Source organism: Campylobacter concisus, assembly GCF_002913945.1.
Lineage (GTDB): Bacteria > Campylobacterota > Campylobacteria > Campylobacterales > Campylobacteraceae > Campylobacter_A > Campylobacter_A concisus_P.
The window spans coordinates 50199-64044 of sequence record NZ_POZK01000015.1 but is presented as its reverse complement, the minus strand read 5'-3'; the positions used below and the strand labels follow the sequence as shown (position 1 = coordinate 64044).

7 protein-coding genes are annotated in these 13846 nt (G+C 39.6%); 2 read left to right on the top strand and 5 right to left on the bottom strand.

All coding sequences use genetic code 11. The features are described from left to right. Nucleotides 1–36: 36 nt before the first annotated feature. The 3 genes from dsbI to CYP64_RS02565 all read right to left on the bottom strand — a co-directional run bounded on the left by dsbI (nucleotide 37) and on the right by CYP64_RS02565 (nucleotide 2184). Entirely contained in the window at nucleotides 37–657 is a 621-nt protein-coding gene (gene dsbI / locus CYP64_RS02575) for a protein-disulfide oxidoreductase DsbI (protein ID WP_103648566.1), read from the bottom strand. An 8-nt stretch (nucleotides 658–665) separates the two neighbouring features. Further along, nucleotides 666–1322, bottom strand: coding sequence for a thiol:disulfide interchange protein DsbA/DsbL (locus tag CYP64_RS02570; protein ID WP_103648565.1), 657 nt, complete (start codon nucleotides 1320–1322; stop codon nucleotides 666–668). Nucleotides 1323–1437: 115 nt separating this feature from the next. Then, nucleotides 1438–2184 (bottom strand): carboxymuconolactone decarboxylase family protein, encoded by a 747-nt coding sequence (locus tag CYP64_RS02565; RefSeq protein ID WP_103648564.1) that lies wholly within the window; start codon nucleotides 2182–2184, stop codon nucleotides 1438–1440. 277 nt (nucleotides 2185–2461) lie between these two features. Between CYP64_RS02565 and CYP64_RS02560 the strand changes: the two genes are divergently transcribed. Both CYP64_RS02560 and CYP64_RS10235 read left to right on the top strand, forming a co-directional pair. Then, on the top strand, nucleotides 2462–4297 hold the full coding sequence (locus CYP64_RS02560) for an aryl-sulfate sulfotransferase (protein ID WP_103648563.1): 1836 nt from the start codon (nucleotides 2462–2464) through the stop codon (nucleotides 4295–4297). A gap of 159 nt (nucleotides 4298–4456) precedes the next feature. Next, nucleotides 4457–4582, top strand: a complete 126-nt coding sequence (locus tag CYP64_RS10235) for a hypothetical protein (RefSeq protein WP_258032905.1) — start codon at nucleotides 4457–4459, stop codon at nucleotides 4580–4582. 193 nt (nucleotides 4583–4775) lie between these two features. Here the strand turns inward: CYP64_RS10235 and CYP64_RS02555 are convergent, their stop codons facing one another. Together CYP64_RS02555 and CYP64_RS02550 are read right to left on the bottom strand one after the other, a co-directional pair. Continuing rightward, a complete protein-coding gene (locus tag CYP64_RS02555) occupies nucleotides 4776–10598 on the bottom strand; it encodes a retention module-containing protein (protein WP_103648562.1) in 5823 nt (1940 codons plus the stop codon). A gap of 388 nt (nucleotides 10599–10986) precedes the next feature. Further along, a complete protein-coding gene (locus CYP64_RS02550) occupies nucleotides 10987–13776 on the bottom strand; it encodes a retention module-containing protein (protein ID WP_103648561.1) in 2790 nt (929 codons plus the stop codon). Nucleotides 13777–13846 lie beyond the last annotated feature (70 nt).

The window sequence follows — 13846 nt, the reverse complement described above, 5'->3', positions numbered from 1 at the left end:
ATATCCTAAGTTAGCCCAAATTTGGGCTAACTAAATTCATTTTAAAAAGGATAAAAGCTTTGAAACGAGCATAAGTGCAAGCACTACAAAACAAACGCCAAACCCAAGTAGCGTACAATCAGCCATCGACATAAATTTAGATGATGGCACAAGATACCAGCCGTCGGCATAAAGATCAACTATGCTCTTTTGCAAATCACTTAGCACCACGCCATCAGGCACCATAGGGCTGTCATATCCGCAGTCTCCTGTTGGCATAAACCAGTCAGGCGCCCACTTCTCAAGCGGCAAACCAAATGGATAGTGTGGCTCAGTCGAGCAGCCCTGCACACCAAAAGGATCATCGCCATGCACCGCATCGTGGATTTTGGCTAGCTTTACGCTATACATTATGCCCTGCACCGCTCCCCAAAAGGCAAATACGTAGCCAACTAGAGCAAATAGCAAATTTTTTGGGTTTATGATAGCGATCACACCGCCAAGCACCATACACAAAAAGGCAAAACGTATATAGACGCACTGCTCGCAAGGCGGCATATAAGCGTAGTTTTGAAAGAGCGAGTGCGCGATAACGACAAGCGCGACGCTTACAAAGACTAAGATCGCCCAAGAGATGCGTGAGTCTTGAAATTTAGCCATTTTTTTAAAAAAGCTCATGTGGCGCCTTATTTTTTAAGAAGCTCTTCGATGAGTGCTGCCATGCCGTCAAGCGAGCTTATTGATTTTGTCATGATGAGATATTTGCCATTTACGACAAATGCTGGTACGCCTTGAATTTTAGCCACATCGTAGCTCTCATCCCACTTTTTAAGCAGCTCAGTCACTTTTGGATTAGCTAGCTCTTTTTCATAATCAGCCTTGCTAACGCCAGCTGCATCAAGCCCAGTCTTTAAAAAGCCCTCAGCGTCTTTGCCATCGCTCCAGCGCTCTTTTTTGTCGTGATAAGCCTTGTAGTAGGCAAATTTAGCCTTTTTAAATAGCGAATTTTCATCAAACAAGCTCACCCCTTTTGCCTCGTCCATGACGATAAGTACGGCAAAGACCTTGCTCGCAACCTCGCCATAATCGCCCTTTGTCTTTAGGTGAAATGGCTCATATTTTAGGCCAGGGATTTTCTCAACTACCTTTGGAGTGACGCTCTTGTCGTACTTATAGCAAAATGGGCAAGCGTAGCTAAAAATTTTAACTAGCGTATTTTGTCCCGCGCTTAGTGGCTTTTCAAGCTTGACATAGTCCTCGCCCTCGCTAAATGCACTAGCACTGATCGCTCCAGCTACTGTAACTGCAAAGATAGCCTTGCTAAATTTAGATAGAAAACTCATGATAATCTCCTTTTGATGATTTATTTTGAGTTATTCTACAACCAAGCTCAACCACAAATTTAACGCTAGAATAAATTTTAGCTGAAATTTATAAGATATTGTATTGATTAAAAATTTAATTTTTACTAGAACTTATCTCATTTATTGCTGATAATGCGTTTAAAGCACTTGGATAGCCTATAAATGGTATAAGTGTCGTAACAACGCTTATTAGTTTAGCTCTATCGTTGCCGATGCCAAAATTTGCAGCAATGTGCCCTAAAAGCTGTGGCTTTGCAAAGCCAAGAGTCGTGATATAGACAAATGTCAAAAGCTCTCTAAGCTCTAAGCTAAGTCCATCTCTTGCATAAAAATCGCCAAAGCAGTTTTGCGATAAAAACTCCATTACATGTTTTTGATCATTTGGCATTGATGCGATAAATTTATCAACCGCTGGGAAAAGTTTTCTTTGTATCTCAAGGCCTCGTTCACCTCTGCCCTCTCTTGATTTTTTAGGCATATTTTCAGGCTCTATATAGCGCTCATTAAAAATTTCATCAGCTAAAAATATACAATCTTCTACCTTGCCAAGCCCAGCATAAGGCACTGCTTGATATAAAATTTCTCTTATCTCTTTTGCTGATATGCCCACATTTAAAGCAGCCCTAATAAAGCTTTTAAATGAGCTTTTTGCGCCTTTACTCACGCAAAGAGAGGCGATGATAACCGAAAGTCTTGTTTTTTCATCAATATTTATCACTTCACCAATATCGCCTAAAAAATTTAAATAATCCTCTAAAAAGCTAGCATTGCTCTCTTCAAGCTCACTTTTTGAGTCAAACCAAATTTCATAAATTTTCTTTGCATTGTAAGTTAGTGTCATAAGTTTTACTCCATTGTTTGGGGCTGATTATAAGTGCTAAAGCGTAAATGCTAGCTTAATATCCAAAAAGGCAAAAATTTTTAATATAAATTTAGATTTTAAGCCATTATAAAGTTTATCGTGATTTTTATGTTATAAGGTTTTATTACAATTACGAAGGACGCAATATTTTTTATTACTCCTTTTACCTATTTTAAGCCTTGGGCATTCCAAGGCTTTTTCTAAATTTTATAAGCTTTATGAGTAGAGTTTATAAAATTTATCCAAAGGAGATGTTATGAAAAAGACTTTGAGTTGTGTTGCGCTAGCTTCTGTGCTTTGCTCAAGCGCTTTTGCGATAGGCGGTCCAAGCGGAGCTAAACTTGACTACGCTATCACTGGGCAAATCGGCGAAGTAGTGGTAAATCCATATGATACTGCCCCACTTACAGCAGTCATCAAAAATGGTGGCTATACACTAAGCAATGCCAAAGTAACCATCGTACCAAAACAAGGCGGTCAGGTGATAAGCTACAAAGTGGCTGACAAGCATCTTCGCACACATGGTGGCATACCTGTTTTTGGCATGTATCCTGACTATCAAAACACCGTTGAGGTCGAGTACGACAAGAGCTACAAAGGTAAGACCGAGCACATAAAAGAGAGCTATAAAATTTACGCCCCAGCTATCTACCTAGAAAGCTCAGGTACACCAAATCAAAAGGGTGCGCTATTTGATAAGATCGAGGTTACTAAGCCTGCGAGTGCTAAATTTGCTAACCGCCTCTACTACGTAAATAACTTTGTAAATAAAACTGGCAAGGGCACAAAAGTCGTTTGGAACAACCCAGCTGGCGGTGCGATCGAGTGGAACTACAGCCCAAATAACTTCATCCTTGATACAAAAGGCGAGGTTAGATGGTACCTTGAGCCAAGTAAAATTTACGATCTTAAACAGCCATTTCACGCTGGCGTAATGATGGGTTTTAAGCAAAATGACGACGGCGCTATGACTTGGGGATATGGCCAAAGATACGCAAAATACGACATCATGGGTAGAGAAATTTTTAACCGCGAGCTACCAGCTAGCTACAACGACTTCTCTCACTCAATGGACGTAGCGCAAAATGGACACTACTTCTTGCGCGTAGCAAATGCTGATTATAAAAGAGCTGACGGTAAAAACGTAAGAACAGTACGTGACGTTATCGTTGAGCTTGACAGAGATGGCAACGTAGTTGATGACTTTAGACTATATGAAATTCTCGATCCTTACCGCGATATCGTGCTAAAAACACTTGATCAAGGCGCAGTTTGCTTAAACATAGACGCTAAAAAAGCAGGTCACACAGCAAGTTCTGATGAGCTTCAGTCTATGGATACGCACGATAAATGGGGCGACATAGTTGGCGCTGGTCCGGGACGCAACTGGGCGCACGTAAATAGCGTGGATTATGACCCAAGCGATGATAGCATCATCATCTCAAGCCGCCACCAAGACGCAGTTATCAAGATCGGCCGCGATAAACAAGTAAAATGGATCATGGGCGCTCACAAGGGTTGGAGCGATAAATTTAAAGACAAACTCCTTCAGCCAGTTGATAGCAAAGGCAACAAAATAGTCTGCGAAGATGAGTATTCAAAATGCCCAGGATACGAGAGCGACAAAGGTGGCTTTGACTGGCAGTGGACACAGCACACGGCATTTAGGATAGATAGCAAGTCTAAAAAAGGCGAAATTTATCTCACTGTCTTTGACAACGGAGACACAAGAGGAATGGAGCAGCCCGCAATGGCAGGAATGAAATACTCTCGTGCAGTTGTTTATAAAATAGATGAAAACAAAAAGACGGTCGAGCAAGTCTGGGAATACGGCAAAGAACGTGGTAAAGAGTGGTATAGCTCGGTCACCAGCCTTACACAGTATCAAGACGACCTTGATAGCATCATGGTATATTCAGCCGTTGCTGGCATGCAGTTTGATATCGCCAAAGGTCGCCCAGTAGGACTTCCTAGCCCACATATAGATGAGTTTGAGTGGGGTGCAAAAGAGCCTGGCATCGAGATAAAAATGACAAATGCGATGGGCTATCAGGCATTTCCATTTAGCTTACAAAAAGCTTTTGAGAAATAAGCAATTTAACTCTTACATAAATTTCCCTTCCATTTTGTATGGATAGGGAAATTTTTCTTATAAATTTTAAAAATTTAGCCATTCTTATATCCGATAAAGTTCTTAAATTATAAAAATAAAGAAAAAGAGAAAAAATTTTTTACTGCCTTAGTGGCATTGATGGCTGCTTTTAGTATAAATGCAGCTCAGTTTAGAGAGATCAAAGATATATCAGGTGACATAGTAAAAGTCCCAGTAAATATAGAAAAGATCGCTACACACAGTCTAGATCCAACTGGAAAATAATTTATCTTACAGCGGTAAATTTATCTACATTTGCCGCTAATTTTATCCATTTTCAGCTTTTACTGATCTATATAGACTTACTGATTTGATATATACTAACTACTACTTATTAAAAAGATAAATGACTATGAGAAATTATAGAAATAAAAAAATATCCCAAAGGAAAATTCCTTTGGGATTAGTTAGTTAAACATTAAAATACGTGTACTTGGTCTTGAACTTCTAGAGTTACAGTTTTTCCATCCACTGTGTTAGTATAAACATTGTAGTCAATATGATTTTCATCAGTAACTTTAGTACCTGAAGCAACCCAACCCTTGCTCACAAGACCAAGATGATCATCGCTATCGCCACTTATTCTTAGTCTGTTGCTGTTTTCAGTCATATCTAGAACATCTTTAGCTGATAGATTATTTATGTTATGGTTACCTTCAGTTAGATCTAGTTTTTCGATATTCTTAACTTTGCTAAAGTCTAAGCTATCATCAGCGATTTTTAATGTATCATATCCAGTTCCGCCGTCGATAGTTGTATTATTTAGGGTTACACCTTGTTTGATTGAGATAAAATCGTCGCCAATTCCACCTTCTATCTTAGCATCATTGAATGTTCCAGAGTTAACAAAAATTTTATCATCTCCGCCTCCAGCATATATACCACCATGTATACTACCATGTTCATTTTTGCCATTAAATACGGCTCCATTTACATATATTTCATCATTTCCTCCATCAGTACCATCATACGCATTGTCACCGTATACCCTAGAGGAATTAAATGTAGAGCCACTATTTAAATATATTTTATCTTCACCATTTCCAGCAACTATAAATGAATCATCTTGGAATATAGTTCCCTCTTTTACTGTAACTACATCATTTCCGCCACCAGTGATTACGCTAGATAATCTACCATCATCGCTTTTCATGAAAGTAGTATTTGTTATAGTTACATGATCTATATCATTAGCAGTGTATCCTGCATCATCGGTATATAACGTAGATCCCTTAAATGTTATGCGATCAGTATCACTATTGCCTTTAAGCTCTATAGTATCCTCTCCAGCGCCCATGTCTATAACAGTACGAGTGAGTGTTACTCCACTAGCTATATTTACGGTATCAGAGCCGGCACCAGTTTTGATGTTTGCCTGAGTAGTTGCAGTTATATTGGTATTGATATTTACTTCGTCATTATCTGCACCTGTATTTATAGCACCATCAAGCGTTACCTCATCTTCGATATAAACCTTATCTTCTCCACTATCAGTAAGAATCTCTGCATGCGTTAAAGTAGAATTTCTGATCACCACCTCATCTCCGTCAGCACCGGTATTTATAGTTGTTTTTGCGGTAGCGGTGCCATTAAGTTTAGAATTCTCAATATAAACTTGATCTACTCCTGCACCGGTATATATATTGTTTCTACCTTCCATCAAAGAGTCGCCTTGTATTTGTACCAAATCGTTTTTGCTACCGGTAGTTATATTAGTAGTTTCAACTTTGCCACCGTGTATCTGTAATTCCTTTCTATCTCCATCGCCCATATTTATATTTACTTGTTGGAAGTCTGATACTCTACCCGCATAGCTGCCGCTATTACCCAGACCAGTGAGCTGTAAAGAATCATGACCGTCACCCATATTTATCTCAGTTTCCGTTGCCGCAGAGTAGGTGTAACCTTGAGGTGAGCTTGCATTAATGTGCTCAAACATTACTATGTCATTGCCTTTACCGGTTTCTATTTTTGCGAAATTTAAAGATGCTCCGTCGTATACGTTGACATAATCCGCACCTTCGCCGGTTTCTATTACTCTTTCTTCGATAGTAGCTCCGTTTTGTAGAGTGATGGTATCTTGTCCGCTTCCAGTCGTTATGATATTTTTAGTAGGCGTACCGTTTTCTATTTTTCCAAGTAGTACGCTTCCATCTACTGTTATTTCGTTATTTCCATCACCTAAATTTATAGAAGTATCATTTTCTAATTTTACTTTAGGGGTGGCTACTGATTCCCCAGTAGTATCGGAGATATTTACTACGTCTCTATCGGCACCGCCTTTAATTTTTACGGAATCTAAATTTATACCTCTATTGACTTCAGTTGAATCTCTAGTAATATTTAGAGTGTTTACTCCGTCGCCCATAAGTATATTACTATTAGTAATTTGAGTTCCGTTAGTCATGGAAATTGTATCGTTACCGGCTCCACCGTCAATAGTCGAGTTACCACTAATAGTAGCATTCTCACCGATAGTAATCTCATCGTTACCGCCGCCGCCGCTTATTATAGAGCCGCCGCTCATAGTTAAATTATTGCCTATCGTGATGATATCGTTTCCGTCTCCGGTGTTATTTACCGCGCTTCCGTTATTTCCCCAGTCGCCGTGTATACCCGCGCTATTAGCAAGCGTTAGATTATCGCCCGCGGTAATAGTATCGTTACCTTGGCCGCCTTTGATGTCCGCCCAGTCTTTAATAGTCGCGTTATTCGCGATATTTACGGTATCATTGTATCCTTGACCGCCGTCGTCCATATGGATATCGGAATTCGATATGGTGGCATCTTTTCCTATATTTAAATTATCTGCACCATATCCTAAGTCGACGTGTGTACCTCCACTAACAGTACCATTTATGTTTAGTGTATCGACATCGTCTCCGGTTATAAGCTGAGAATGTTCTACGGTAGCGCCCGATGCTACGGTTATAGTATCGCTACCTCCGTTAAGATCGAACGTCGCGTTTTTAACGATAGCTCCGGCATTTACGTTTACGTGATCTTCGCCACCGTAGTTTACTATCTTAGTTTGATATTGAGAAACACCAGGACGTACTTCAGCCATATTGTTTGATTGATCACCGAATACCGCTCCGGAATTTATATTTACGGTATTTTTTGTTCCTTGTAATTCCACGGTAGTTTTACTAAACGTACCTCCGGCGATATTTACGACATCCCCATCGCCCATATACTTCCCGTTTCCGGTACTTATCTTAGTTTCGGTAAAATTTCCGCCGTTTATATTTATTTTATCGTCTCCGTCTCCGCCACTTATTACCGAATTTTCTTTTATTACACCCCCGTTTATGTTTATCTTGTCTTCTCCGTAAGCGCCTAAAATTTTCGCATTCGTAAGAATTCCGTCATTTATATTCGTCGTCGTTTTACTATGAGATGTATGAATTTCAGAGTCCGTAATCTCGCCGCCGTTAATATTTATGGTATCTAAGTCGTTTGTGCCGCCGTCTTTATTATCTAGTCCGGAATAAATCTTACTACCGTTTATTACCTTAGAACCCGCATTAATATTTATAGTATCGCTACCGTATCCGGCTATAACTTTTGAGTTGTCTATTATCGCTCCGGTACCGATATTTATCCTGTCGTCTCCGATTTTGGCGTCTATTTTACTATTTTGTTCAAATTTAGAATTTGTAATGTTTATAATATCGTCGTCATCGTCGCTATACCAAGCAGGTTGATCAGATACGCCGGCGCGTAGTTCCGCGCCATTAGTAAAGGTAATGCCGTCGATGTTGATCCTATCGTTACCCTCTCCGAAATCTATTACGCCGCTTTTTATAGTTATCCCTTTTTTGAAATTTATCGTATCTTCGCCATTACCCATCTTTATATTAACCGTATCCAGATTTTCATTTATGTATGCGGTATCATTTCCGTTTCCGGCAGATATAGTGGCACTAGTTACGCTTGAGCCTTCCTTAATATAAATAGTATCGTTGCCGCCGCCCATACCTACGCTACTACCTCCGCTTAATGTAGCTCCGCTCTCTATATGAAGTTCGCTGTGTTTATCGTCATTATCGACATCGCCCGCTTCTATTCTAGCTTTACCGTCGACGGTTCCTCTAACGTATACGGTATTGTTACCCTCGCCGGCTTTTATTCTTGATTCTCCGGATACGTGCCCGTTTATATTTATCGTATCATCGCCGCTTCCAGTACTTATCTCATTAAAATGATTTGGATTACCGATCATATTGCCGTCTATATTTACGGTATCTTTTCCGGCTCCAGTTTTTATATCTCCCCAAGATAGATTTGCACCGTTTTTAATATTAATCGTATCATCGTCCTCGCCGGTGTCTACTCTAAGAAATTTGCTAAAAGTTGCTCCGCTTTCGATATTAAACGTATCTTTTCCGCGTCCAGTACTTATTGCAGCATATCCACTCGTTTCTCCGGCAAAATTTACGGTATCATCGCCGTCTTCGGTATCTATCATCGTATTATCGCCTAGCTTACCCTTGATACTAACTACGTCGCCTCCCTCGCCGGTATTTATATTGCTATTTTTTATTTCCGCTCCAGCATTTATGTTTACCTTGTCGTCACCGCTGCGAGTATTTATCGTCGACGAGTTCTCTACCGTTCCGTTTATGTTTACGGTATCTACTCCCGCGCCGCCGTATACGTTAGAGTTATTTCTAACCGTTCCGTTGATATTTATTTCGTTACCTGCGTCAAAAGAATTCTCATTGACGTCGTCGCCGTATACCGATGAATTATCTATTACCGCACCGGATTTGATGTTTATAGTATCGTATCCTTCGTTACCTTGGATTTGAGTTCCGTTTTCAGCCGTTCCGCCGAAATTTATAGTATCGTTGCCTTCATTAGCGTAAATAGTTGCGCCCTCCTTAAGAACTCCGGTCGAACCTATGTTAAACGTATCATCGCCGTCGTCACCGTAAACAATTCCGCCCTTGATCTCTCCGTTCATGTTAAAGGTATCGTCGCCGTCTCCGCCATATATTCTAGTGCCGGAGCTACCGCTAATCCCTACGAATGAGCCTTGATTAAGATTGATCGTGTCGTTACCGTCGCCGAGAATTATCTGATCATTGCCGTAATTTAGTATAGAGCCAGATTTTACATTTACTACATCGTTTCCGTCGCCAGTTTCTACACGAGAATTTACGTCACTAAAGGTTCCGCTCATATTTACCGTATCGTCGCCGTCGCCCGTAGATACCGCTTCGCTTAGCCCCTCATTAATATTTACGTAATCGTCGTTATCGGTAATTTTGCCGTTAGCTTGAGAGTTAATAATCTCGTCGTTATCGGTAGTTACGTTTAGAGTTAAATTTCTTTTATATATGCCGTATTCTACTCCGTTTAGATTAGAATACCTGCTTCCGTCTTGTTCGCCTTGGTTTTGATTGGCGCCCATCTCAGTAGGATTATTAGCTAGATTAACGCCATCAAGTCCGTAGTTGTCTATCGTTTTTACTCTTACTTTAACGTTATTGATTTGATTTGCGTCGGCAAGATTTACGGTAGTACCGCGCGTCCAAGTATTGCCACCGTCGGTAGAATACTCTATAGAGTTTGCGTCGTAATCTACTCCAGCTACTCCGCCGCTAAAATTTAAATTTAACGTAGTAGGTCTAGCTGTCAATGCAGTAGGTAAAGATAGGTCATAAGTCATAACTCCGCCTTCGTTAGAGCCAGCAGAGCTTATATTTATACCAATTTTAGGTGTAGTTGCCCCAGCTCCAGCCCCAGCTCCAACAGCACTTCCTCCACTTACACCAAAGCTATTATCTCCACCTGCTGCTAGAGATAAAGCATCTATGCTTCCTACATTAGCATTGATGTTACTAATGTGGCCTCCTTCTGCAAAGCTAGTAGAAGATAAGCTTACGCCATCTCCACCATTACCACCTGCTTGTGGACCACCTGCAGCAGTTTCTTCTAGAGCATTAAGGTCTGTTCCTTTTAAGATGGCTTGTTGTAAAGCTGAGATATCAGCTACTGTTTCGTTATTGTTAGAGTCTTGATCTAGAGTTAGAGTGTCTTTACCTATTAAAGTTATATCTTTACCATCAGTTTGAGTTATTGTTACTTTAGAGTTAGAACCCTCTGTAACTATCTTTTCACCTTGGTATACAATATCTCCTACACTTAATTGTCTTACCTCTCCTGTTAAGTCATTAAGTGCTCTTGCTATTCCTCCGTTTATACTTTTAACTACTCCGGCTTCTTTAGCCATCATGTTCTCCTTATTGTTATATTATTTGAAATTTTGAATGAATTATATAAATTTTAGAAGTATATGTCTATTGTACTGGGGTACAATAGATACTAACCTATAAATTAAGCTCAACATTATTATTGACTGCGTTTTCGTTTATATTAACATAATCACTCAACTTAATCCCTCAAAAATTTTTAACATTATTGAAGTCGATAGTATAGTTACATATTCCACATTGGTTGCTTATTTTTACTACTCTCTACACTACCTAACTTGTTTTATTGCTACGTTAACTAGTTATTAAAGCCAAAAATTAGAACAGTTGCCAAAATAATACAAGATTAAAAACTGTGGTATTTATTTGGAGTAAAACCCAAGAAATTCTTGGGTTTTAAATAAGATATTATAAATCCAGTGTAACATTATTTTCTATTTTAATACTTACCGTTTCGCCATTTACGGTCGTAGAATACGTTCCGTCATTATTATTTTGCCATGAAGACGTATCCGTCTTATGAACGGTATCGTCGCTACCGCCTTTTACGGTAAGAGTATTGCCGGTAGTTTTATTGATATCTAGCACGTCTTGTGCAGTAATGTTTAGTTTTGCGCCGTTTATACTCGTCATATCTACCGATTTTACGTTTTTATCCGTTATAGCAGATAACTGGGATAGATCTACGGTTTTATCGCCTTCCATATCGGTTATATTTACCTCCCCGTTTGTATGAGTTATAGATACTTTGTTTTCAAAATTTAAGTTATTAAATCCAGCAGAAGCTCCGTTTTTCAAAACTAAAGTATCATTACCCCCATCTCCGTTTATAGCTATGCTACCTGAATTATTTATAGTAGCTCCACCACTTATACTTATAGTATCATTGCCCTGATTGCCTCGAACCGAAGAGTTCGTCAAAGTAGCTCCAGAATTTATATTTATAGTATCGTTTCCTGCATATCCATAAACGTGACCGCCGTTTAAATTGGCTCCAGAATTTATATTTATAATATCATTACCTTCGCCTGCACTTATATGCGTACCGCTTTCGAAATTAGACCCTGAATTTATATTTACAACATCATTACCACTTCCAGTTCCTATTCCAGTTCCTTGTGTTGTCGTAAATGTAGTATTAGTAGCATTTATAGTATCGTTGCCCTCTTTCGTCCAGATATTAGTATCGTTTACAGTAACGTTATATAAATTTACGGTATCATTGCCAGTTCCAGTATCGACCTTGACGTTTTTATTGTAGACATTGTCGACTTTGTTTAGATTCATATTTCTTATTGTAACAGTATCGTCGCCATCTCCACTAATAATTTTACCACCGATAGAACCTTTCCTGTCAGCTCCTCCGTCGATATCGATCGTATCCTTATCTTTTCCGCCTAAAACATCGCCTCCGATCTTTGAGTTTGAAATTTTGATCTCATTATCGCCGCCATAAGTGCTGCCCTCGACATTGCCTTTTATGGTGGCGTTTTCTATGGTGATTTTGTTTCCATCAGAATTTGCAGCTCCACCGTATGCGCTAGGATTTTCTCCATTGCCGCCTCTTACGCTTCCTTTTACGGTTGCGCCGTCTAAAATTTTGATCGTATCGCTATCTTCTCTACCATCAACGTTTCCTAATATTGTAGTGCCTTCGCCGCGCACTGTGATCTCGTCATTTCCCCACAAGCCCCATACATGACCTGCTTTTGCGCCGTTTTCTACAAAGATTTTATCGTCACCGCCTCTACCATTTATGTAAGTAGCATAAGCATCTTTACCACTTACGGTTATAGTATCGCCTCCTTCATCTCCTTGTATATAGCTAGTCCTTGCACCATCTTTTACCGTGATGATGTCATCACCGTCTCCACCAGCTATGATTTTCGCGCTTGTTCCTTTACCGCTTACGGTTATAGTATCGGCATCGGCGCCTTTATCTTCTATATCCAAGCTTGGTCTTACTTTCTTTTCATACTTATCGTTCTTTGTTTTCGTGTCGCCGTATATAATGCCATCTACTTTAGCACCGCTATCTACGGTTATAATATCTTTTCCCGCATTACCGTATACGTTTCCGTTTATTATAGATCCGTTTTGTAAAGAGATCTTGTCTACGCCGTCGCCACCGCTAATAGCATCTGTGGTATCATCTCCTGTATAATCTTTAGCGGCTCGTCCACTTACCGTAGAATTATTTACGGTTATACCATCATTTCCAGAACCACCAAAAATTTCTACTGTCTCTGCGCCATTTTTGAGATTGACATTATCGTTTCCAACTCCACCATATACAGATTCTATTTTTGCATTGTCTACTGTTATTTTATCTATGTTATCCGATCCGAATACTTTTAAATTTTGGCTAGGATCTACTATCTTAGCTACTGAGCCGTCATCCGGATAGTTTGAAGCTTTTGCCGTGCTAGTCACCGCTAAATCTTTAGCATTATCTTGACCGATGGCAAGGTTGCCGTCTTTACTTACATACCAACCTTCTTTATAATCAAATGCGCTAGGGGCAGTAGGATCGTCAGGAGTTAGATAATCTCTACCATCAGTATGTCTATATAAGTGGTATCCATGAGGTATAGAAGAGTGAAATGAAGATAATAGTCCTGATGATACATCCTCTCCTGTATACGCCGACAATGGAATTTTTATACTTCCCGCTGGTAAAGCAGGTCCTGTTGATTCAGCTCCAGCCCCAGCTCCAACAGCACTTCCTCCACTTACACCAAAGCTATTATCTCCACCTGCTGCTAGAGATAAAGCATCTATGCTTCCTACATTAGCATTGATGTTACTAATGTGGCCTCCTTCTGCAAAGCTAGTAGAAGATAAGCTTACGCCATCTCCACCATTACCACCTGCTTGTGGACCACCTGCAGCAGTTTCTTCTAGAGCATTAAGGTCTGTTCCTTTTAAGATGGCTTGTTGTAAAGCTGAGATATCAGCTACTGTTTCGTTATTGTTAGAGTCTTGATCTAGAGTTAGAGTGTCTTTACCTATTAAAGTTATATCTTTACCATCAGTTTGAGTTATTGTTACTTTAGAGTTAGAACCCTCTGTAACTATCTTTTCACCTTGGTATACAATATCTCCTACACTTAATTGTCTTACCTCTCCTGTTAAGTCATTAAGTGCTCTTGCTATTCCTCCGTTTATACTTTTAACTACTCCGGCTTCTTTAGCCATCATGTTCTCCTTATTGTTATATTATTTGAAATTTTGAATGAATTATATAAATTTTAGAAGTATATGTCTA